The 21,790-nt window shown below is 67.7% G+C and carries 22 protein-coding genes and 1 pseudogene; 7 read left to right on the top strand and 16 right to left on the bottom strand.

Translation table 11 applies throughout. The annotated features are described in order from the left end of the window. Positions 1–13 precede the first annotated feature (13 nt). Complete coding sequence (locus tag FHX39_RS10105; protein ID WP_183338062.1) at positions 14–1,147, bottom strand: glutathione-independent formaldehyde dehydrogenase; 1,134 nt, start codon at positions 1,145–1,147, stop codon at positions 14–16. A gap of 362 nt (positions 1,148–1,509) precedes the next feature. Here FHX39_RS10105 and FHX39_RS10110 point away from each other — a divergent pair, with 362 nt between their 5' ends. Then, the gene (locus tag FHX39_RS10110) at positions 1,510–1,764 is read left to right on the top strand and encodes an aldo/keto reductase (protein ID WP_198423347.1); all 255 of its coding nucleotides are present in this window, start codon (positions 1,510–1,512) and stop codon (positions 1,762–1,764) included. 150 nt (positions 1,765–1,914) lie between these two features. Here the strand turns inward: FHX39_RS10110 and FHX39_RS10115 are convergent, their stop codons facing one another. From FHX39_RS10115 to FHX39_RS10125, 3 genes are all read right to left on the bottom strand, one after another. Next, a complete protein-coding gene (locus FHX39_RS10115; RefSeq protein ID WP_183338064.1) occupies positions 1,915–2,178 on the bottom strand; it encodes a putative quinol monooxygenase in 264 nt (87 codons plus the stop codon). A gap of 6 nt (positions 2,179–2,184) precedes the next feature. Then, positions 2,185–3,498 (bottom strand): ISL3-like element ISPfr2 family transposase, encoded by a 1,314-nt coding sequence (locus tag FHX39_RS10120; protein WP_183338066.1) that lies wholly within the window; start codon positions 3,496–3,498, stop codon positions 2,185–2,187. Positions 3,499–4,490: 992 nt separating this feature from the next. Then, on the bottom strand, positions 4,491–4,802 hold the full coding sequence (locus tag FHX39_RS10125) for a putative quinol monooxygenase (RefSeq protein ID WP_006247389.1): 312 nt from the start codon (positions 4,800–4,802) through the stop codon (positions 4,491–4,493). Positions 4,803–4,909: 107 nt separating this feature from the next. Between FHX39_RS10125 and FHX39_RS10130 the strand changes: the two genes are divergently transcribed. Next, positions 4,910–5,851, top strand: coding sequence for a GlxA family transcriptional regulator (locus tag FHX39_RS10130; protein WP_183338068.1), 942 nt, complete (start codon positions 4,910–4,912; stop codon positions 5,849–5,851). A 633-nt stretch (positions 5,852–6,484) separates the two neighbouring features. Here the strand turns inward: FHX39_RS10130 and FHX39_RS10135 are convergent. From FHX39_RS10135 to FHX39_RS10160, 6 genes are all read right to left on the bottom strand, one after another. Continuing rightward, positions 6,485–7,468, bottom strand: coding sequence for a DUF4238 domain-containing protein (locus FHX39_RS10135; protein ID WP_183338070.1), 984 nt, complete (start codon positions 7,466–7,468; stop codon positions 6,485–6,487). 29 nt (positions 7,469–7,497) lie between these two features. Further along, on the bottom strand, positions 7,498–8,466 hold the full coding sequence (locus FHX39_RS10140; RefSeq protein ID WP_183338072.1) for a hypothetical protein: 969 nt from the start codon (positions 8,464–8,466) through the stop codon (positions 7,498–7,500). Positions 8,467–9,014: 548 nt separating this feature from the next. Next, positions 9,015–9,893, bottom strand: a complete 879-nt coding sequence (locus FHX39_RS10145; RefSeq protein ID WP_183338074.1) for a DUF1963 domain-containing protein — start codon at positions 9,891–9,893, stop codon at positions 9,015–9,017. Positions 9,894–10,052: 159 nt separating this feature from the next. Continuing rightward, a complete protein-coding gene (locus FHX39_RS10150; protein ID WP_183338076.1) occupies positions 10,053–10,607 on the bottom strand; it encodes an RNA polymerase sigma factor in 555 nt (184 codons plus the stop codon). Continuing rightward, the gene (locus FHX39_RS10155) at positions 10,604–11,317 is read right to left on the bottom strand and encodes a hypothetical protein (RefSeq protein ID WP_183338078.1); all 714 of its coding nucleotides are present in this window, start codon (positions 11,315–11,317) and stop codon (positions 10,604–10,606) included. Before FHX39_RS10155 ends, FHX39_RS10150 begins: the two co-directional genes overlap by 4 nt. A gap of 204 nt (positions 11,318–11,521) precedes the next feature. Next, positions 11,522–12,172 (bottom strand): hypothetical protein, encoded by a 651-nt coding sequence (locus tag FHX39_RS10160; RefSeq protein WP_183338081.1) that lies wholly within the window; start codon positions 12,170–12,172, stop codon positions 11,522–11,524. Between the two features lie 115 nt (positions 12,173–12,287). Here FHX39_RS10160 and FHX39_RS10165 point away from each other — a divergent pair. Further along, positions 12,288–13,570 (top strand): IS3 family transposase gene (locus FHX39_RS10165; protein WP_183338083.1). Its coding sequence is split into 2 segments (ribosomal slippage): positions 12,288–12,576 and positions 12,576–13,570, totalling 1,284 coding nucleotides; the frame shifts between segments, so codons are not numbered across the junction. Between the two features lie 145 nt (positions 13,571–13,715). On the opposite strand, the gene FHX39_RS10170 is transcribed toward FHX39_RS10165, so the two are convergent. Further along, a complete protein-coding gene (locus FHX39_RS10170) occupies positions 13,716–14,165 on the bottom strand; it encodes a hypothetical protein (RefSeq protein WP_183338085.1) in 450 nt (149 codons plus the stop codon). A gap of 136 nt (positions 14,166–14,301) precedes the next feature. Between FHX39_RS10170 and FHX39_RS10175 the strand changes: the two genes are divergently transcribed. The 3 genes from FHX39_RS10175 to lepB all read left to right on the top strand — a co-directional run bounded on the left by FHX39_RS10175 (position 14,302) and on the right by lepB (position 16,473). Beyond that, on the top strand, positions 14,302–14,718 hold the full coding sequence (locus tag FHX39_RS10175; protein WP_183338087.1) for a hypothetical protein: 417 nt from the start codon (positions 14,302–14,304) through the stop codon (positions 14,716–14,718). 101 nt (positions 14,719–14,819) lie between these two features. Further along, the gene (locus FHX39_RS10180; RefSeq protein ID WP_183338089.1) at positions 14,820–15,086 is read left to right on the top strand and encodes a hypothetical protein; all 267 of its coding nucleotides are present in this window, start codon (positions 14,820–14,822) and stop codon (positions 15,084–15,086) included. A gap of 616 nt (positions 15,087–15,702) precedes the next feature. After that, positions 15,703–16,473, top strand: coding sequence for a signal peptidase I (lepB, locus tag FHX39_RS10185; protein WP_332836767.1), 771 nt, complete (start codon positions 15,703–15,705; stop codon positions 16,471–16,473). 370 nt (positions 16,474–16,843) lie between these two features. On the opposite strand, the gene FHX39_RS10190 is transcribed toward lepB, so the two are convergent. The 3 genes and pseudogenes from FHX39_RS10190 to FHX39_RS10200 all read right to left on the bottom strand — a co-directional run bounded on the left by FHX39_RS10190 (position 16,844) and on the right by FHX39_RS10200 (position 19,307). Beyond that, a complete protein-coding gene (locus FHX39_RS10190) occupies positions 16,844–17,386 on the bottom strand; it encodes a hypothetical protein (protein ID WP_183338091.1) in 543 nt (180 codons plus the stop codon). Positions 17,387–18,010: 624 nt separating this feature from the next. Then, positions 18,011–18,475: pseudogene (locus FHX39_RS10195) on the bottom strand (peroxiredoxin); the annotation flags it as partial. 244 nt (positions 18,476–18,719) lie between these two features. After that, positions 18,720–19,307 (bottom strand): TlpA family protein disulfide reductase, encoded by a 588-nt coding sequence (locus FHX39_RS10200; RefSeq protein ID WP_183338095.1) that lies wholly within the window; start codon positions 19,305–19,307, stop codon positions 18,720–18,722. A gap of 162 nt (positions 19,308–19,469) precedes the next feature. Here FHX39_RS10200 and FHX39_RS10205 point away from each other — a divergent pair, with 162 nt between their 5' ends. Next, positions 19,470–19,751 (top strand): hypothetical protein, encoded by a 282-nt coding sequence (locus FHX39_RS10205; RefSeq protein WP_183338097.1) that lies wholly within the window; start codon positions 19,470–19,472, stop codon positions 19,749–19,751. On the opposite strand, the gene istB is transcribed toward FHX39_RS10205, so the two are convergent. Together istB and istA are read right to left on the bottom strand one after the other, a co-directional pair. Beyond that, positions 19,738–20,535, bottom strand: coding sequence for an IS21-like element helper ATPase IstB (gene istB / locus FHX39_RS10210; RefSeq protein WP_183338099.1), 798 nt, complete (start codon positions 20,533–20,535; stop codon positions 19,738–19,740). The two genes, FHX39_RS10205 and istB, sit on opposite strands and share 14 nt — an antisense overlap. Then, entirely contained in the window at positions 20,535–21,770 is a 1,236-nt protein-coding gene (gene istA, locus FHX39_RS10215; protein WP_183338101.1) for an IS21 family transposase, read from the bottom strand. Before istA ends, istB begins: the two co-directional genes overlap by 1 nt. Positions 21,771–21,790: the final 20 nt, after the last annotated feature.

The raw sequence follows: 21,790 nt of genomic DNA on the forward strand, positions 1-21,790 counted from the left end.
CGGCGGGCGGACTTCAGGGGTGCAGGACGACCTTGGTCCAGCCGTCGAGGCGGTCGTCGAAGTTCTTGTAGCCCTCGACGGCCTGGTCGAGGTCCATCTCCTGCGACACGATCTGGCCGGGGTGGACCTTCCCGGCGTGGATGAGGTTCCGCAGGCCGCGGTTGTACTGCTTGACGTTCGCCTGACCGGTGCCCATCGCCTGGCCCTTGAAGAAGAACGTCCCGAAGTCGAACGCGAACTGCCCCTTCTTCGCCAGGTCGGTGGCGGCGTTCGGGTCCTCGGGCACGAACACCCCGACCACGCCGATCCGGCCGGTCGGTCGGACGGCGGCGATGAGGCTGTTGATCGTCAGGCCCGGCTCCTCCTTGCCGGAGGCGTCGTGGGCCTGGTAGCCGACGGCCTCTACGCCCTTGTCGGCGCCCTCGCCGCGGGTCGCCTCGAGAACCTGGTCGACGCCGTCGCCCTGCGAATCGTCGACCGGGGTGGCCCCGAGCTTCGCGGCCAGCGCCAGCCGATCGGGCTGGTGGTCGACGACGAACACCTGGTCGGCGCCCTTGACCTGCGCCGACAGGGCCGCCATCAGACCGACCGGGCCAGCGCCGTACACGACGACCGAGTCGCCTGGGCTCACCGCGGCCAGCTCTGTGCCGTGCCAGCCCGTCGGCAAGATGTCGGACAGCATCACGTAGTCGAGCTGCTTCTCCTCCGCGTCGTCGGGCAGCACGAGCGCGTTCCAGTCCGCCCACGGCACCCGCAGCAGCTCGGCCTGGCCGCCCGCGTACGGGCCCATGTCGGCGTAGCCGTACGCCGCGCCCGCGCTGCCCGGGTTGGCCGTCAGGCAGAAGCCGGTGTGGCCGGACTCGCAGTTCTTGCAGAAGCCGCAGCCGATGTTGAACGGCAGCACGACCCAGTCACCGACCTTGACGCGGTCGACCGCCGAGCCGACCTCGATGACCTGGCCCATGTTCTCGTGGCCGAGGACCTTGCCCTGCTCGACGTCGGTGCGTCCTTCGTACATGTGTAGGTCGCTGCCGCAGATGTTCGTGGCGGTGACCTTGACCAGGGCGTCGGTCGGACGCTCGATCCGGGCGTCCGGGACGTCCTCGACCGCCACGTCCTTCGGTCCGCGGTACACGAGTGCGCGCATGGGTGTTCTCCTTCGATCGGCGAGTTGCTACTCACCGATTACCCACGTGCCGGCAGCGGTAACGCCCGGTCCATCGCGCACAACACGCGAGACTTCCTACAGACCTCGGGGTCGAACCGGGTCCCGGCGATCCACCCGAGCACGCCCCGGTACGCCCCGGCATCGCGCGGACGGGCAGGTCGGGCAGCCGCGCGGTGCGCCAGCCCAATGAGCACCCGCAGCCGTCGGCCCTCGACCCCGCGCAGGAGCACGGCGGCTCCCGCTCTTGCCGGATCACGAGGAGCCGGACGCGACGCCCACCATCAACTCGAACGTGGCCGGTATCCGGCCGGCGCGCTGCAGTAGCTCGTCGAGAATCGTCGGTGCTGGCGTGCTCGCCGATCGAGCAGGGCCGCATCCTCGACTACGCGACATTGGGCGACGTCGCGACCAGGCACGGCATCAGCCTCGTAGCGGCCGCTCTGGCATGGGTGCTGCGTCGCGACTTTCTATGCATTGTCCCCGAGGCGAGCAGCCCGGAGCACGTGCAAGACGACGCCACGGCACTGGAAGTGGAGCTGACCGACGAGGACCTGAATGCTCTCGACCGTACGTTCCGGCCGCCAACTGAACCGTGACCCTTGGAGATCCTTTAGTTCCGTGGCTAGGCGTGGCACATCCGCGCAAACACGCCTCCAAGTCCCCGCGGGGGGTGTACCTCGGCCGCAAGATCGGGCCGCGACGGTTCTTCACCGCAGGAACGTCACCAACGTCCTGGTCTGGCACAGCTAGGCCGGGATTTTGTCAGCGAGGATGTCAATCTTTTCGATCACTGGTTCGGAGAAAAGTACGCCGGTGTTAGATCCGAGCGCCTGGCCCACGCCGCCCGCCAGATGGGCGTCTCGTGCCTCGTCATCGGGGAACACGTCGTACACGCCGAACGTGGACGGCCCGAATTGGATGGCAAACCAGGCGATCGTGCCCGGCTCCTCCATCACAATGGATCGAGCTTGGCCGAGGAAGTCTGCTAGTTCCGTCTCCTTGCCTGGCAAGGCGGCTCATCCCAATCGGGGGTGTAGAAGTTGGGGTCTGAAGCCGCCGGTCTCGAGCAGGCTTCGGGCGATGTAGTTGGTCAGGTTGCGGAACCCGAGTGCGGAGCCGCGCAGGTGTTCGAGCCGTCCGTTGAGCGCCTCGGTCGGCCCGTTGCTGGTGCCGGGTCGTTCGAAGTAGGCGAGCACGTCAGCGGCTCGCTTCTTCAGGGTCCGGCCCAGGGTGGTGAGCTCGGTGAGCACCTTGGGGACGCCGGCGCTGAGGTCGGTGATCAGCTTCTCCATGAGCTCGCGGCCACGTTGCCGGTCCTCGTGGCGATAGGCGGCGATCATGCGCTGGTAGACACCCCAGGTCGCCTCGACCTCGACGTGAGCGTCATCAACGAACAGCGCGCGTAGCTTGTCGGTGAGCAGGTCCGCGCCGGTGTGCAGCGTGCGCCGCGACTTGTAGAGCGGGTCGTCCCTGAACCCACGGTGCCCGTGGATCGCGAGTTGGACCCGGCGCCGGCACCTGTCGAGGGCGTCACCGGCCAAGCGCACGACGTGGAAGGGATCCATCACCGTGACCGCGTCCGGGATCTCCTCTGCAGCGGCGGTCTTGAACCCGGTGAAGCCGTCCATCGCGACCACCTCGACCGCGTCACGGAAGGCGTCGTCGCGGTCGGCGAGCCAGGTCTTGAACGCCGCCTTCGACCGGCCCTCGACCATGTCCAGCAGCCTTGCTGGGCCGGCGCCATCGCGGACCGGGGTGAGGTCGATGATCACGGTGACGTACTTGTCGCCACGCCTGGTGTGGCGCCAGACGTGCTCATCGACGCCAATGACCTTCACGCCCTCGAACCGCGTGGGGTCGTTGATCAGCAGCCGCTTGCCTTCGGCCAGGACCGCGTTGTTGGCGGTGTCCCACGCGACCCCGAGTCCCTCGGCGACACGGGCGACGGTGAGGTGTGCGACCACGATCCCTTCCAGCGCCCACCGCAGCCCGGTGCGCGAGAGCTTCGCGCGTGGCTCCGCCGCGGCGCTGGTGTCTTGGCGCCACACGTGTCCGCAGTCGGCACAGCGGTAGCGGCGCACTACAACTTCCAGCACGGTGGGTCGCCAGCCCAGCGGCTCGTGGGCCAACCGCCGGATCACGGTGTCACGAGCAGCGCCTTCGCTGCCGCACCGTCGGCACCACTGATCTGGTTCCACCACGCGGCACGCGAGGACCGCACGATCCGGTTCAAGTCGTTGCCCGGTCACGCTCAGACCGAGGCCGTCGAGTCGAGCGAAGGCGGTCAGGTCAGGGCGGCCGAAGCCGGCCGGCGGGGTAGCGTCGGACACGTCGAGGTCTTTCGGATGGATGGCGTAGGAACCTCCGTCGTCGGGAGACCTCGACGTCTATCTGCGGACCGACGCGCCCGGCCGACCTACACCGTCATCTGGGAAGACCCCTGAAACGTCTTCGACGACGACGGGACCGGCTAGGAGGAGGGCGCGGTGAGCTAAAAGAATGGAGCTTGCTCGGCTTCGACGCCGCCGCAAGCTCCGGTGAAACGGTCGGTACTGGTCGGTCGTCGTCGGTCACCACCGGATGGCGGCGCCCCCCACTCTCGGCGTTTGCGCAGGTCAGCGGCTCGTTCGCCCAGTGGGCGCATCAAGCGATAGACGCAAAGCCGACGTGATTAGGTCGTCGGTTCGATTCCGACAGGCGGCTCTGGCGAACAGCCCCTGACCTGCGGAAACGCAGGGCAGGGGCGGTTCGGTTCTGGTGGTCGCGCGATGCGCTGGCCTCACGGCTCTGCCCGACACCGACGTCGCTCTCCTCTGCGACGGACCCCTCGCCGGCTGAGCGCTCGCAGCCCGCATCCTGTCCGTGTGCCGATAGGCCTCGCTCCGCTCGGCAACGCGGCGTGGCGTTGTGTCGCGACCTGGACGTGCGAGGTGTCAACGGTGCGTCGGCGCAGCGATCGTTGTGTGCGCAGCGAGATGTTCCATGCCGCACGGGCGACGCGCACGAACGCAACGCCCCGGAACGCCAACGACCCGTCATCGCTGCGACGCGCAACGCGTCTCCCGTCACGGCAACGGATCGCAACCAAGACCCGCCCACGGCGCCTAGCGGGACGGAGGGCAAGTTGACACAGTTGCGCTGCCATGGAACCGCGCTGGCTCTCTCGATGACCACCGGTGAACCAGTGCCGCTCCAGGCTTGCGCCTGGTGTTGCCTGGCCCCCCTCGTGATCGGCCCGTCGGGGATCGTCAACGTGGTGCGGGTGTCGAGGCGGTCGGGTCCGACGGCTCGGCGGGGCGCGATCGTCTCGTGCGTTGGCGGACTACGGGAGCTTGGACGCGAGGACGTCGGCCGCCAGGATCTCGGGTGCTGCGCCGAGGAGGTGCTGGTTGGCCATCAGGGCTGCGACGATGGCGCCGTTGGCGTGGGCGTCGCGAGCGGCCTCGTCGGGGAATGCATCGAAGATCCAAAAGGTGTCGGCGTGGGTTCTAGCCGCGAACCAGACAATCGTTCCCACTTCTTCGTTGGCGAGTGCGACAGCGCCGGCGAGCAGATCGGCGAGCGCGTCGTGCTGTCCATCGGCCGCGACGATCTTGGCGACGAAGGCATACGGAAGTGATGCGGGTGTGGACATGAGGGGTTCTCCTTGAAGTCGGGGTTCTTCGTGGGGCGAGTTCAGCGTATGACGAGCGAGGGCCGATGGGGAGTGGCGTATACGACAGTATTGCTATTGTTCGCGCCATGCGTATCGGACTGATCGCGATCGACGGCTGCTTCGGTTCGGCTGTCGCGTCGGTCATCGACATCGTGCGGGTGGCCGACGGAGCCCGCGGCGATATCGACCCGCGGATCGACCCGATCGAACTCGCCATCCTCGGACCGAAACGGCGAGTGACCACGACGGCATCGATGACCCTGTCGGTTGACCACCCGCTGTCGGAGTCCGGAGAGTTCGACGTGGTCGTCGTCCCTGCGCTTGGAACCCTCACGGCCGCCGCTACCAACGACGCCCTCCAGAGCCGAGATGCTCGTTCGGTCATCGCCTCGCTCGGGCGCCTCGACGACGCGACCACCCGGATCGCCGCGGCGTGCACCGGCGTGTTCGCCGTCGCCGAGACCGGACGGATGCATCATCGGCGGGCGACGACCAGCTGGTTCCTGGGGCCGGAGTTCCTGAAGCGCTATCCAACCGTCGCCCTCGATCTCGACACCATGGTCGTCGTGGACGGGAACCTCGTCACCGCCGGCGCCGCGTTCGCCCACATCGACCTCGCGCTCTCACTCGTGCGATCGATCAGCCCCGACCTGGCCCAACATGTCGCCAAGCTCCTCATCATCGACGAGCGTCCGTCGCAGGCGGCCTTCGTCGCCTACGAACATCTCCGGCATGAGGACCCGATCGTCGTCGAGTTCGAACGCTTCGTGCGCGCCCGCCTGGACGAACCGTTCAACGTCGCCTTCGTCGCGCAGTCGCTCGGCACCAGCCGGCGCACCCTCGAACGACGAGTCCGTGCGGCGCTCAACATCACTCCGCTCGGCTTCGTCCAACGGCTTCGCATCGAACGAGCTCGGCACCTCTCAGCAACCACGGACCTCACCTCCGCCGAGATCGCGCTACGGGTCGGCTACGCGAACGCCGAGACTCTGCGCTCCCTCCTGCGCAGGGAGCGACGCCGTTCCTGACCTATCGCCATGCCTGTAGCCGGTGTCCTAGCGCCCGGTTGGAACCACCTCTCAGCACGTCGCGTCGACGCTCCTGCGTCGCCCCTGGACGACCCACTCGACACGCCCGCAGCACAGGCCATGTGACGTGCCCCGGCTTCCCGGCCGCTCGGGGTTGGGTGGCTGTGATGTCGCTGCGTTCTCGTCGAGGGGGTCAGCAGACCCGATCAGGGTCGATTGGGATGAGACGCGAAGGCGGTCAGGTCAGGGCGGCCGAGGCCGGCCGGCGGGGTAGCGTCGGTCACGTCGAGGTCTTTCGGATGGATGGCGTAGGAACCTCCGTCGTCGGGAGACCTCGACGTCTATCTGCGGACCGACGCGCCCGGCCGACCTACACCCTCATCTGGGAAGAGCCCCGTCACGGACCGGGCGCCACCCCTCGACGGCGAGGCCAGCGAGATCTAGCAGGTCACAGGTGCGCGGCTGGCCGAGACCGTCGACGTAGACCACGCACGTCGAGACCGCCGACAAGTTCGCGGGCAGCACACCAGTCATCGCAGGACCTCGTCACGGGCCGCGGCGCCTCGGCCAACATCCACAGTCGCACTACAACCCTGGACTGGCAACGCCTCCTGCCGGGCACTGCCTCCCGGACTAGGAGCCGAGGTCGTCAGAGCCACCGAGGTCGTCGATGAGTCGACGGATGGCGGGGTCGTTGATCTCCGGGTAGGAGGGCGAGGTCGTAGTGTCAGCGGAGCCGTCGCTGCGGGACCAGGTGACCGTGGGGGTCGGCATTGTCGGCCGCGTGGGCGATAGGGGCGGCACGTCTGGCCAAGGTGCGCTTGGGCTGGCGAACAGGGCGTCGTAGGCCTCGAACGCCAGACGTGCGTTCACGACGCTGGCGAGTTCCGGGAGCAGTTGGTCGCCACCGGCAAGAGGGCGCCGCGGTTCACCTATCAGGAGCTGGCGTGAGCTGATCGGAATGAACACGGGCGAGCCTGGGGGCAGAATGCCTTGCCAGCCAAGGTCGGCGCTGGGCAGGACGGCTACGGGTGCGTCCGCCGTGATGAGGCACGCCCTGGGTGCCGTACGCACCGACCAGGTCCAGTCGTTGAGCCGCTCACTGAGCCGGTCGAACTCACGCAGAAATATGCGGAGGTTGGCCTGGGCGGGCTCATCTGGCTTGCCCAACCGTTCCCAGACGGCGGTTGCGGCGACCTGAGCTGCGTTCAGCGCGTCTGGCGAGAGTGTCGTCGGATCGATCTTCCTGTTGACAAGGTGCTCGTGAAGTACCAGGACCGGTCCGATGTGTTCGCCGACCTGCTCGAGGCGAGCCCGCGTGGTCGCGGTCCGGAGCAGACCGCTGGCAGCGAACCTCGCCAGCGCCGTGTTATCCGGCGCGTTCAAGGGGTCACCTCGACGCGCTCGTATGAGTACCGGCGCGACGGGGCCCTCGATGTCGCTGCTCAGCCAGTCCTCGATGTCATCGACCAGAGCGCCGGCGGCACCGGTGTAGCTGTAGAAGTTGGTGCGCACGGACGCGTTGTTCACCGAGATCAACGACTCCGTCCCGTCCCGGCGTCGGAGCGCCAGCCTGCTCCTCGTGTCGACGAAGCCGCGCAGCAACGTCTTCGGCACCGTGTGCTGCTTCGCCTTGTGTTGTCTCGTCACGGGGCGTCCGCGGCGTTCGCATCGTCGCGGAGGTCGCCTTCTGCGACCAGCTGCTGCCAGCGTGCTTCGAACATGGCGTCAGTACCGCTCCGGCGGAACGCCCATTTCGAGTCTGGGCGGGCGTCATTGCTCTGGATGGTGAAGCCCGTGTCGCGGAGGAGCTTCCGCTCCACCTCGGCTGCCTGCCGCAGATGCGTGGCACGAACGGAGCCGCCCCACGAGGTGCCTGCAGCTGGGATCCGCCGGTAGAGGTCCAGCCTCTCCTGCCAGCTGCGGGCGATCAGCTCGTTCCAGCACTGGTTGCCAAAGGTCGACAGATCGTCCACGCTGACGAGGGTCCCGCCGTCGACGACGGCCCCGGCGAGGTAGCCCAGGCTGATGGTGAGCCGGTGCTGAGCGGCCAGGACCTTGCTCGCGAAGAGGAACACGTCGTCCGACTCGGGGGCGTGCAGCGCCTCGAAGACCTGACAGGTGAAGTCGAACATCTGATCGTTCATGCTGCTGGGCGTGGCCAGACCTGCGACCGGGTAACCGGCTTCTGCAGCGCGTCGCTCGACTCGGAACTCCTCGATCGCGAGCTCAGCGATCATCCGCAGCCAGGCGAGACCGCTGGTCGACCGGTCGGGCTGCACCACAAACGCCGCTTCATCCTGTGCGTGGAGCAGGACGTGGCCGCCCTCGTGCGCCAGCAGCCGTTCGATCTCCGCGACGGAAGCGCTGCTGACGACCGCGTGGTTGATCACGACGGTCGTGTGCCCGTCATGGTGAATCGTCCGACCGCCGACCACCCCGTAGCCACGGTCCGTGTCGTACAGGCCCGAGCTGGGATCGAGTCGCTGCACGGTCTCGGCGAAGTTCTCGCTGACGATGACAGCCGCGTCGGGCTTTCCGATGGCGTCCAGACCACGCTGCATCGCTGCCCCTGCAACGTTGGAGACCAGACAGCCTTCGGTGGAGAGATTCATACCTGCAGTATCGGCAGGAGCGCTGACAGATCGCGCCGGCCAGATCAATCCCCAAGGGCGTCACCTCGGAGTGGGCCGCGCTACTGACAAGATCATTGCGAGAATGAGCCTGATCCGGACTACTGACAAGATCTTTGAGAAAACTGACAGCTTGTATGAGACAGGACACTCTCTCGCCGCGCCGCCGCCAAAAAAGTCAGCCCGGACCTCTACCGTGATTGGATGTCCGGTCTCAATCTTCATGTCAGCGGCTGCGCGCTCCGCGGACACCTCTTGTGAGACGAATTAGGCACGATCTGTCTCAAGGATCTTGTCAGCACCCGGACGCTGTCTCATCCAGGTTGTCAGCGACCGGACGCTCTCGGTTGCAACCTGGTGTGGTTGGCGCTCGGCGGCGAGGCGGCCGCCACTTTCTTCGCCGTAAGGGGACCGTGGTGCGGAGCACGCTGAACTACCGTCCTGCGAGACGGCGGAGGCCAACTTCCGGGGACGACCTCGGGTTGAGCGAGATGCTCGGAACTCTGACCTTGGCTGCTTGGCTGCTTGGCTCAGCCGCAGTCCCAGTTGTATCGAACAGACGAGAGATCGCCGCCGGCTACCGCGGAAGGGTCGGCGAACAGCTGCCCGACACCGCCGTCGCCCCAGCCTCCGCTCTCACCCGAGTCCAGCTGCAGCAGCACTGATCCCCTCGGTGCGTTGCGGGCGGGGTAGGCACCGTCTCCTCGTGGGTCCGTCTGGGTGAATCGAGCGAATCCGCCGATTTTGCTGCCGACGACGAAGCCGACCAGCGGCGACTCGTACCCGCGCGCGAGGTCCTCCCACACGTCTTCGGGCTCGAGCTCATACCCGACTGCGGCGAGGCCCTTGTCGCCGAGGACGTCCGTCACCTCCTGCCACAGCGGCTCGGCGCGCACGTCCTCCGGCAGCTCCTTCCACGCAGGTAAACTCAGGCCTTCCGTCAGAATTAGGCGTCCGTCCCCGACTGGGGACCAGTCGGTGTCGACGTCGTCCGGCTCCTCGCCCACGCTGGGCGCGGACACGTCGTCGAACCAGCGCGCGAGGAAACCGACCGTCCCCCGCGACTCGTCGAACGTCAGCCCGTAGGTGTCGTCGGCGGAGGTGAACCACTGCAGCAGTCCGCGTTCGGGGAAGCCGACCAACTTCGGCGCCTCGGCGAAGTTGATCTGGGCGACGAAGCACATCGGGCCGTTTTCGTCGATCGGCCATGGCTGGCCGTGCGGCAAGTACGCACCCTCGCCAAGGCAGCTACCGGTCGGCGGGGACGCCGCGTCATCCGAAGCGAGGTCGACGCGCACACACGGCGCCGCGAGCTCGGCCAGCCGCTGACGCAGCCTGCCCCGGACCTCCTCGCGGACGGCATGAGCGGCGCCGCCCTTCTTGCGCTTGCCGAAGGGCTTGGGACTCATGCCCTTATCGTGCCCGGTGGGAGCGCCGAGCGTGGCTGTGACAGACCAAGGACGACGACAAGTAACTGAGGCAGAACCCTGACGTTCGTCGTAGGCCGACCGTCTACCGAGCACATAGGCTGGAAGGCTGCCGGGGACGGTCAATCTTCGTGCGCGTCTTTATCGATGGTGGGGTCCGGTCAGCGCCGGCTGCCTGCTGGCCTGCTCGTCTTCGTCTTGAAGGTCGAGGTCGTGACGCAGCCGTAGCCGTGCTCGGCGGAGCCGAGTCCGGACGGTAGCTGCGGGCAGGTCCAGGACGGTGCCGATCTCGGCCGAGGTGAACTCTTCCCAGACGGAGAGCTGGATGATCTCGCGGTCTACGGGGTCGAGCTGATCGAGAGCGGCACGAAGGTTGAGCGTGCTGCCGTGTTCAGTCGGGGTGGTCCCGACCGCCCGCAGCTGCTCGGCAAGGGCCGCAGCGGCCTGGCGGTGCCGCACGGCCTGGCGCCGGTGGTTGGCCAGCACGTTGCGGGCCACGACGAACAACCAGAGCCGGTCCTGGCCGGCGGGCGGAAGGTCCCGACGGCGGCGCCACAGCACCACGAGGACCTCGCCGAACAGGTCGGCCGCTTCCTCGGGGGTCGCTGCTCGGCGGGTCAGGTAGCCGAGCACCGCCGGCCCTGCCTGGCGGTAGAGGTCCTCGACCTGCTCGGTCTGCCGGTCGGTCTTGCTCACCGGAACTTCCAGTCGCAGTTGATCCGCCGTTCGCGCTGCAGCGCAGCCACCTTGTCGGCTCGCGCCGCATCAACGAGTTCTCCTTCGTACGCTCGTCCGGGCTTGTCGAGGGTGAGCACGCTGTCGAGCTTGGCGACGGTTCCGGCCAGCCCGTTCGTCGCTGCACGCTTGCCGGCGGCGTCCCCGTCGCGGTCTGCGGTAAGCCAGTAGTCGACCCAGGTGCACTGGCTGAAGAAGAAGACGTCGTCGTGGGCCATTGCGGCGGTCGCTTCCGACCTCTTAACGTTCGCGTAGCCGTCGAGGAGCGGGTCCAGGCTGTATCCGGGCGCCAGCGGGTAGGTCTGCTCCCAGGCCTGCAGCTGACGCGCCAGCTCAGGGGAGTCGAGGCGCCACATCTCACGATCCGCTGTCTTCGGCTGGGGGGCTGACCGCGGCCCGGTGTCGTACTCGCCTGTGTGCAGGCCGACCCAGTCGGCGAACGCTGGCGCCCCACCAGCACCGAGCCCGACCACGACGAGGGCCGCGACAGCCCCGGTAATGCGCCGCCGCACCTTCGCGCCTCGTCGGGGAACCACCGTCGTCGGTGCAACGGCTCCGGCCTTGGCCTCAAGCCAGAGAGCGTCCATGCCGTCGACCGACCCGGGTGACCGCAGGTCCTCGTCCAGGACTCGGGCGTCTGCGCGTAGTAGGTCGTCGAGTGGGTCGGACATCGCTGCCTCCTGCCATGCGAGCTCCTCGCAGTGAGGATCCCTGTCACACCAGACGTGTCGCAAGAAGGCTCCGCTGTTTCACGATCGCCGGACTTTTCGCCCGTACCGCGTCAGCCGTCAACGTCGACTGTCACGCCGCCGTCCCGCAACCCGATCGTCTTGCGGAACAGGTGCCATGGGCGTCGAAGACCGGCTGCTGTAGGCCTAGGTTGGCCGGACCGACCGGTCTATGGCTGAGCGGTCGCGGGAAGCAGCTAAGCCGAGGCGGGCGGCGCCCGTGCTCGCCAGCAAGATCACTGCAGCTAAGGCCATAGCGGTCACCGCCTGGTTCGTCCCGATCACGTGCGCGGTGCTGTCGCCGACCGCGCGGGCGTCTCGAACGCGTACATGGCCTTCCCACGCGGCGTACGAGGGCACGACCATCTGAGCCAGCAGGCCGAGGACGCCGCCGCGGCGGATGACGGTGACGATGAGGCCGAGACCGGCTGCGGCGATGGCCGCCACGACGCCGTAGCCGACGACGTCGCTGCCGAAGCTCAGCCAGTCGGTCACGATCGAGGACGACGGGTCGGCGGACGCGAGCCCGGTGTAGACGCCGAAGTGCAGATCCATGAGGTCGTAGCAGAGGACGGCCGCCCAGAGCGCGACGGCGCTGAGAAAGGCCGACCTCGACCACGAGCGGGCTGCGAAGCACGGGACGAGCCCGACCGCGACCCACGTCCAGGGTGCGTCGAGGAGCTGGCTTATATAGCTCGGTGCGAGGCCGTGCCCGTGGTTCGCAAGTGACGTCGCCGCGCCCAGCAGCCCACCAAGGAGTCCGGCGAGTATCGCCCTCAGCCGAAGGGTCGTCCGCATGGGCAGGCAGCCCTCCGTCGTAGTGGAGCAGTGACGCTAGCCAACGCAGGGCGGAGAAGCTGGATTGAACCGCACCGGCGTGTCCGGGGACTCCACTTCTTGAGAGGTTGGGGTCATGGCAGGAAGCACGTCGAAGAGGTATCCGCCCGAGCTGCGTGAGCGGGCGGTCCGGATGGTCGCCGAGATCTCGGGTGATCATGAGTCGCAGTGGGCCACGATGAACGAGGTCGCCCGCCTGCTCGGGATCGGCACGGCCGAGACGGTCCGTAAGTGGGTCCGCCAGGTCGAGGTCGACGCCGGCCAACGCCCCGGCGCAACGTCGGATGAGTCGGCGGAGCTGAAGCGGCTGCGCCGGGAGAACGCCGAGCTCAAGCGGGCGAACGGGATCCTCAAAGCAGCATCGACTTTCTTCGCGGCCGAGCTCGACCGGCCACACCACTGATCGTGGAGTTCATCCGCACCCACCAGGGCCGCCGCGAAGCGGCGGGCCTGGTCTGGGGCGTCGAGCCGATCTGCACCGTGCTCACCGAGCACGGCCTACCGATCGCCCCATCCACCTACTTCGACCACTGCCAGCGACTCGACCAGACGCCGAGCCGCTGGAAGGTCCGCGACGAGCAGCTTGAGGCCGACATCGTGCGGGTCCATGCAGCGCACTACGGCGTCTACGGCGCCCGGAAGGTGTGGCTGCAGCTGAACCGCGAGGGCGTCCCGGTCGCTCGGTGCACGGTCGAGCGGCTGATGCGCCGCCTCGACCTGCACGGCGCGGTCCGGGGCAAGGTCAAGCGGACCACGATCGCCGACCCGGCGCGGCCGCTGCCCGACGACCTGGTCCAGCGGCGCTTCGCCCCAGCAGCACCAGACCGGCTCTGGGTCGCCGACATCACCTACGTGTCGACCTGGTCGGGCTGGGTCTACGTCGCGTTCGTCGTCGACGCCTACGCGCGTCGGATCCTGGGCTGGCGCACCGGCACGTCGATGACCACCAAGCTCGTCCTCGACGCCCTCGAGCAGGCCATCTGGACCCGCAGCCGCGACGGTCACCCCGACCTGACCGGCCTCGTGCACCACCATGACCACGGGTCGCAATACACCTCGGTGGCGCTGAGCGAGCGTCTGGCCGAGTCCGGGATCAAGCCGTCGGTCGGGGCCGTCGGGTCGTCGTATGACAACGCGCTGGCCGAGACGATCAACGGTCTCTATAAGACCGAGCTGATCAAGAGACAAGGGCCGTGGCGAGGCGTCGACCAGGTTGAGATCGCCACCGCGGAATGGGTCGATTGGTTCAACCACCGTCGGCTCTACGAGTACTGCGGAGACGTGCCGCCGGCCGAGATGGAGGTTGCTCACTACGCTCAGATCAGAGCCCAGCAGCCCGCTGAGCTCTCAAACCGATAGGTCTCCGGACACGCCGGTGCGGTTTAGATCGCCTCGCGCCGTAGCTGGGTCGTGCTGGCGCTCAGTGGCGGACTGACTGCGATCTGCGCCTTCACGCAGTCAACGGTCATGAGGGCGCTCTGATCTGTTGCTGGGGACCAGCCCGCTATTGCAGACCGAGGTGGACGCATGCAGCGTCCGCGACGGAGCCGATGATGAACGCCCACCCGCCTCGGAGCCGGGGTCGGTAAGGAGAGGGCCTTCCGACACCCGGCATCGGTCCACTCAGCAAGAGGAAGGCCAGCGCGCCAATCGGGTTGTTTCCCAGCCAGAACCAGGCCCAGCGTGTCGCACGCCAAGGCTCGGGACCGCAGACAAGGCAGACGAAGCTCAAGAACACGTAGACCAGCGCGACGACGAGCAGCCAGGGCGGTACCTCCATGCCCCAGATGCTCACCGAGGTTGCGTCCTCCTGGCTCGAGGGGTGTCTGCCAAGGGTCATGGCTGCGATGGGTAGTGCCGCCCAGGCTGCGACCAGCCCGATCCGCAGCCTCATCCACCCCGCGGTGGACAGCCCGCGCGTCGGGCGGGAGGAGATCTCGGACAGCTCGCTCACGAGGCCACACGCTACTGATCGAACTTAGGATTCGCGCGTGTCCGGTAGTCATCACCCAGGGCGTGCGCGTTCGCGGACGGTCCAGCGGGACCTGCGTCCGCCGAAGGCGATTCTGTGGCGTGCCCTCGTTGGCGGGATGACCGCCGGCGGGCTCCTTGGCGCGCTGCTGGTCCTGCCCGACAGCTTCAAGGCCCAGTTCGCCCCCACGCCGGACACGACGGCCGCGGTCACCTGGTCCGCTCTCATCGTCACCGTCCCGGTCGGCGCGGTGGTCGGCTTCATGCCCGCCCTGCTGGCCCTGGTCGTGTGGGAGTGGCAGATCTCGAAGGGCGCTCGGCGTGCTCGGGTCGCGGGCAGCGCGACCGCCGCCCTCGCGGTCGTCGCCACCGCAGGCATCGTCGCCCTGCTGATCGCAGCGCCCGACAGCGAGTGGACGATCTGGAACTCCCTCGTCGTGGCGGCGGCTGCTGTGATCAGCTTCGCGATCGCTTTCGTGTCCGTCCCCACGATCACGACCACGAGACGGGCGGATGGTGTCTTAACGCGGTCGTGACTGCGTCGGAAGACGACCTACCTGTCGGGTTCGCGGCGGAGATGTTGTGCCATCTCGAGCGGTTGGGGACCTCTCGTCCCGGTGACGTGCACCCAGACAAGGTGACCGTCGTGGCTACGCGGGTCGACGGTGACAGGTTCACCGTCGTGTATCGGCAGCGCTGGTCTCCGCAGCTTCTCGGCCGACGCGGGGACACCGCCGCGTTTTCTGCCTTGTTCCGCCCTCGTCTGACCCTATATCACCTCGCCCAGATCGTGCTGCAGGCGCTGTCCGAGCCCGGGGACCGCGGCCAGCCCGGGCCGCCATCCTGGACCGAAGGGCTCGTCGCCGACCCCACAGCAGTGAGCTGGCTCGCCAACCTGGAGTGACGCCACCACCCCGACCTCGTCATCAGGACACGTGACGCAGATACAACCCTCAGTCGAGACGCCGCGCGGTAGTTGCCGGGCGGGCACGCGTTTGTTGCTGGGCGGAAGCGGACCTGCTGCTGGGACTTGCGACACGAATTGGTCGAACGCGGCCGACTTAGGGTTGATCCCGTGAGCTCAGCGCCGGAGGGTCGGTGGTCGCCGGTGCGGTCTGTCGCGCCGCTGCGGCTAGCGATGCGTCCCGTCAACAATGCTCACGTCGACCAGGTCGACGGTCGTAACTGGACCGAGCACGGCTGGTATGTGTGCGGAGCTGGCGCCACGATCGGCTTCGGCTTCGCCGCTGTCTCCATCTTGACCAGCCTGTGGTGCCACTCCGTTCCGGCGCCCACCGCTAGCGGCTTCGACATGGTCTGCCCTCGGAACACCGGCCTGGCCGCGGGGCTCTTCTTCTGCAAGGTCGCCGGTAGCGTCGCTGTGCCCGCCCTGTGGGTAGGAGGTGCCGCCCTCCTCGACGCCCTTGTCGGAGCGCTCCGCGAGCGGCGCCGCTGCTCGGCGGCCTGTCGTGTCGCTGAAGGTCGCTCATCCAAGCGCAGTCGGTGAGATCCTCGGTCGTGTGGTGACCGAGACGACAACACGACCAGCGACGCGAGGGCGTCGTCCGGCGCTGGCGTTCCTTAGGGAGCTCATCTTCGTCGTCGTTGGCGCCCTGATCGTCAGCTCGCTGCTGCGGGCCTTCGTCGGGCAGATGTTCATCATCCCGTCGGCGTCGATGCAGAACACGCTGCTGGAGGGTGACCGGGTGGTCGTCGAGAAGGTCATCGCCTTCCACCGAGGTGACGTCGTGGTGTTCACCGACCCGGCGAACTGGCTACCCGACGAGCCTGACGGGCCTGAGGGTCCGCTCGACCATGTGCTCGAGTTTGTGGGGGTACCGACAGTCGGGACAGGGCACCTCATCAAGCGCGTGATCGGCATGCCCGGCGACACCGTCGTCTGCTGCGACGACTCCGGCCGGGTCACCGTCAACGGTGTGGCGCTCGACGAGACGGCCTACCTGTACACGAGCTCCTCGGGCGTCCCGGTTGCGCCGTCGGATTTCGGGTTCACCGTCGTCGTACCGCGGGATCGCATCTTCGTCATGGGAGACCACCGCGACCTCAGCGCCGACTCGCGCTGTCACCTGACTGATCTGTCGACGCAAGGTCGTGGGCAGACCGCGTTCGTGCCGATCTCCGACGTCGTCGGGCCAGCATTCGCCATCGCGGCTCCGTTCAACCGCGCGAAGCGCCTGCACGTGCCAGCGACCTTCACGAACGTGCCCGACGCCCCCGCGCCCCCGCCCGAAAGCGGCGAGATCAAGCTCGAGGGCGCGGGCTGCGGCTGATCACAGACGCGGCGCGCGGATGCCCCGCGGTGTCCCGATGGACAACCGTCCTGCGGGCGGTGTGCCGACCTCCGTGAGCGGGGCGAGCGCGTGTGCTTCGTGACCTACCACGCGGGCGAGGACGGACCGGAGGGTTTCTACCTCCAGCTCGGGTTTTGTCCAACCGGAGAGTCCAGCGGCCATGAAGTCGTTGCCCGTCTCGATCTCTGATGCGTCCCTGAGCGTCGCAAGCTGACCGTTGTGCGGAGCGCGCTGAGGACCCCTCCTACTGTGTGCATGCGACCCGGTTGTCGTGTGGATCATGCCCAGCGCTGAACAGCAAAGCAAGGATCGGGCGGCCCCGACGTAAGCAGTCTGAGCACAGCGGTTCTCACGCAGGTTCGGGGGGCTCGCTCACCACGATGCGAACGGGCATCTCGGCCTGCTCGGAGAGCTGCGCGGCACTCGGGAGCTTTCGCTTGCCCTTCGCGGTCGTCTCCACCTCGATCCCGCTTCCGTCGTCCTCCGGGCTGCCGGAGTGGATGACGGGGTACCGGTCCATCAGCTCGTCGAGCGCACGGTCAGTGGTGGCGTAGTCGTACCCGGCGCGATGAAGCCGGATCGCCAGGTCGTGAGGCGGCATCACGATCAGTTGCGCGACCCTTGCTGGTGGAGTTCCGACCCACCAGAGGTCGAGAGCGCGGTGCTCGGGATCGACCGCAACGCCCGCGTATCCCGGGATGTCGTTGCCGTCGCGGTCTTGCTCGATCTCGGTGATGAGGTTGCTCAGCTGCTCGTCGACGTCGGTGTAGAGCGTTCCCGACGGCTCGGGCGGTTCGGGGCTCGTAGTTGTCGTCGAGGGGGTGGCGGCCGGCGATGCGACGGTCGTCGCCGAGCAGGCTCCGCACACTGCGACGAGAAGGAGACCGACCACGACTCCGAGAAGCCGGCGGCCACTTGGGCGAGAGCTCTTCATGTCATCGCAACCTCTCGTCGACGATCAGCACTGGCCCACTCAAGCAGTGACGCCAGCTGCGGAGGTAGGGAGATCGGTACCAAGCTGGTCACGGTCGAAACTGCATTGCTGTCGTCGCAGGACGACCGTTCTGCGGTCAGTCGCGAAGGTAGCCGGTTTCCTTATCGACTTGAGCCAAGAAGATTTGAACCTCGTTTGTCATCTCTGCCCGGTCAGGCCGCCACTCGGGGTTGCCGCCGACAGCGAAACCGTAGGCCTCAGGGTGGTCAGTCCAGTCGAAGTCGTACGTGCCCGGTGAGCCGGGGCGATGCGTGACGACGAAGCATTCTCCGTCGACCACTATCTCGACGGGATCGAGGCCGACTGGGGGTGGGGGTGCCAGACCGGGAACTGCGTTCCCGTCTGGTTCGACTGGACGACCTGGATCATCGTCGGAGTACACGTTCCACATGGGTGTCAGCCTGGCGCACTCGGAAGATACCTGCCAACGGTCCACGACACTCGAGGTGTCAAGTTGCGCCGCAAGCCGTCCCTCCTGCGGGCGTCCCCATCGAGCCGTTAGAGACTTAGCCCGGCCGACGGTTACGCCAAGCTCTGAAGCAGGGCGAGGAGTTCGTGTGGGTGCGAGGCGGCATCGCTGACCTCGAGCTGAGCAATGGCTATCGCCCCAGCACGAACGACGAGGGTGCTGCGCTTGTACAACTGGCGTCCTTCGTGGGTGAAGATCGGCAGCCCGAGTCCTCGCTGCAACGTCAGCTCGGGGTCGGACAACAGCGGGTAGGAGAGCCGGAGATGCTGGACGGCTCGCGCCTGGTCGGCGGTGCTCTGGGTCGACAGGCCGTAGATCAACAGTCCGAGCTCTCGGAAGTCGTCTACGAGGTCGCGGAACTCGCAGGACTCGGCGGTACAGCCCTTCGCGCCCGGGATACGGAGCCACTCGGCGCTCACCTGGTCGTCGGGTCGGGCGATGCGCGGGTAGATGAACAGCACGAAGCCGCCCAAGGAGGTGTCCGCGAGCCGCACCGCGCTACCCGCCGTCGAGGGAAGGACGACCCCGGGATCGCCCGACCCACGAGCCCTCCGTCGGACACCGCTGCTACTGCGTCGGCCACAGCGACATCTTCACAGGGACCTGCCGGCCGCCTGCTTGGCGTCACCGCAAGCCGACCGGCTAACGGGCACCCATGCGGGAGCGGGCGCTGTCTCATACCCCGCGCTCAACCACCGTCCTACGGAACCGAAGCGTGAAGAAGCGCAGCCCTTCGTCATCGCCTCGCCGAGCGAAGGCCGGTCAGGTCGAGCTGGCGACTTCGTCGATCAGCTGAGTCAGGGTCTCAGCAGACACCGGACCGATGATCCGCGCCGCGATCCTGCCCTGCTTGTCGATCACCGCGGTACTGGGGATCGCCTGCACCGGAAGGATGCCGTTGAACTTCAACAACTGCTGCGCGTCGGGGTCGAAGATGTGCGGGTAGGAGCTCCCGCTCGTCCGCAGGAACGCCCGGGCAGCCGCTCGCTGGTCGACGACGTCGAGGCCCACGAACGTCGCCTCCTCGGCTGTGGACCGTGCTGCGGCCTCGAGCGCACCGGCCTCGCCCCTGCACGGCCCACACGTCGACTGCCACACGTTCACCACGACCACCTTGCCCGGATGACTGATCGAGGCCACACCGCTGCGGCTGACGAGCGGACCCTCGATGCTCGGCGCATCCTTCCGGTCAACCTCGTCGAACCGAGTCAACCCCGGGCTGACGCCCAAGCCGCTATCAGCGTCGTCGTTCTTTCCGAGCGGCGTAGCCACCAAGAAGACCGCCACAACGACCGCCACCAAGAACGCGGCCGTGGCTGCTGTCGAGGCAACTTTCCACCCGACAGGCACAACTCAGACGTTACCGCGGTGGAGCTCCTGCGGTCACGCGTGAGCCGTCTGTCAACGGCGGGTGAAATCGGACCCCTAGACGACGGCCGAAAATGGACCCCCTTGGGGAACCAATTCTTGCCACGAAGCCACGGCGGCAGGTCGCGGTTCTAGGGTGGGCGGGTGAGCTTCGACTGGAAGAAGCTGGATCGCGATCAGCGAGAGCGGGATGCTCGGCTGACGCCCGTGCTGGGCGCCGTGTGGTTGATCGGCGGAGTCGTCATGCTGGCGGTTGGCTTCTTCACTGATCACCTGAGCAGGGGCCTGGTTTCGTCGTTGTTCTGGGTCATCCTCGGCGCTGCAACGCTGGCGGTGGGGATTGGGCTACGCAAGCGGAACCGCAGAGCCGCCGAGCAGGTGGGCGGCGAGTCGGACCGCGGGCCGGGTTCGGTTACTCCGACGTAGTCGGCGCCGGAGTGCGGCCGAGGTCGCGGTTGCGGAGGCGGTAGCTGTCGCCTTTGAGGGCGATGACTTCGGCGTGGTGGACGAGGCGGTCGATCATGGCTGCAGCGACGACGTCGTCGCCGAAGACCTCGCCCCACCGGCCGAACGGCTTGTTCGAGGTCACGATCAGCGAGGCGCGTTCGTAGCGGGCGGAGACGAGCTGGAAGAACAGGTTTGCCGCTTCGGGTTCGAACGGGATGTAGCCGACCTCGTCGATGACGAGCAGCGGGTAGCGGCCCAGCCGGGTGAGCTCGGCTTGCAGGGTGCCGCCGTGGTGGGCGTCGGCGAGGCGGGTGACCCACTGCGATGCGGTGGCGAACAAGACCCGGTGTCCAGCCTGGCAGGCGCGGATCGCGAGGCCGGTGGCGAGGTGGGTCTTCCCGGTCCCGGGCGGGCCCAGCAGCAAGACGTTGTCTTTCGCGGTGACGAAGTCGAGGGTGCCCAGGTGCGCAACCAGGTCTCGCTTGAGGCCGCGGGCGTGGTCGAAGTCGAACTCCTCCAGGCTCTTGCGCGACGGGAACTTCGCGGCACGGATCCGGCCCTCGCCGCCGTGCGACTCCCGGGCGGAGACCTCGCGCTGCAGGCACGCGACGAGGAACTCCTCGTGCGTCCACGACTCCTCCCGGGCTCGTGGCGCGAGGCGTTCGACCGCATCGCGCAGCGTGGGCGCCTTCAACGCCCGCGTCAGGTAGGCCATCTCCGCAGCCATGTCACGACCGCTGCTGGTCGTCGTCTTGGCTGCCATCAGGCCACCTCGACGTTGTCGAGGCCGAATGCGGCGTCGTAGTCGCTGAGCTGCCGTTGCTCGATCTGCTCGACCTGCGCAGTCGTGACCGGACCTCGCGTGTGAAGGTGGTGGCGTAGCTGTTGGGCGGTGAGGGCGTGGGCGAGGTCGGTGATCGTCTGGTGCGCGGCCCAGCAGCGGGCATGGGACCCGACCGGGCGGCCGTCGCAGGTGATGGTGACCGTCTCCAGGTCCGCGCTCACCTCGACCCGGCGCCCAACCGCGGACGGGGCCACGGAGTAGTCGTTGCTCGCGACCCGGACGTAGTGGTCGCGGGGCAGCCGCAACGAGGCCCGCCACCCGACCACCGGCGCGACGGGCGGCAAGGTCAGCATCGCGGCCAGGTCGGCCTCGAGCCGGTCGGCGGGGCGGCAGCCGAGGCGGCGGTGCTGGCGCCGGTTCGCCAACACCAGCCACGCCTGGAGCTGATCGTTGAAGTCAGCCGGGCCGGTGAACGTCCTGCCGGGCAGGAAGCTGGTCTCGAGGTAGCCGTTGGCCCGCTCGACCAGGCCCTTCGCTTCCGGGTCACGGGGCCGGCACTGCACCACCTTGACGCCGAGCATGCCGCGGAACGCGTCGAACTCCTCGGTCAACTTCGGCCGACCCGCCCGCCACGACCCGACCGCGGACTCGTTGTCCCACACCAACGCCCGCGGCACCTTCCCCAGCTGAGAGAGCAGCCACCAGTGCCCGGCGATCAGGTCCAAGCCCTGCCTCGATGGCAGCAGCAGCGCGGAGATCCAGCGTGAGTAACCCGACACCATCACCAGCACCGGCGGCCGACCTACCTGACCGGCGCCGAGCGGCACATCGACCGGCGGGAACCACAAGTCGCACTGCATCAACTCCCCGGCCAAGTAGGTCGTGCGCGACGCCGGATCGGGTGGGACGAACAGCGGCCGCAAGACTCGGACCCGGTCTTTTAAGATCGTCAGCGAGTGCGTCCAGCCGATCCGCTCGGCGATCACCGTCAACGGCATTGTCGGCCACAACGCGAGCAGCTCACGGATCTGCGGCTCGACGCCGTCGACCAGCGACCCCTTCCCAGCCCGCTCGTAGCGCGGTGGCTCGTCTGCTGCCAACGCCCGACGGACCGCGTTACGCGACACCCCCGTCTTGCGCACGATCGCCTTGATCGGCATTCCATCAGCCCGATGCAGCCTGCGGATCTCGGCCCAGTCCTCCACCGTCAACACCCCTCATCGTCAACGCGGGG

Source organism: Microlunatus antarcticus, assembly GCF_014193425.1.
Classification (GTDB): domain Bacteria; phylum Actinomycetota; class Actinomycetes; order Propionibacteriales; family Propionibacteriaceae; genus Microlunatus; species Microlunatus antarcticus.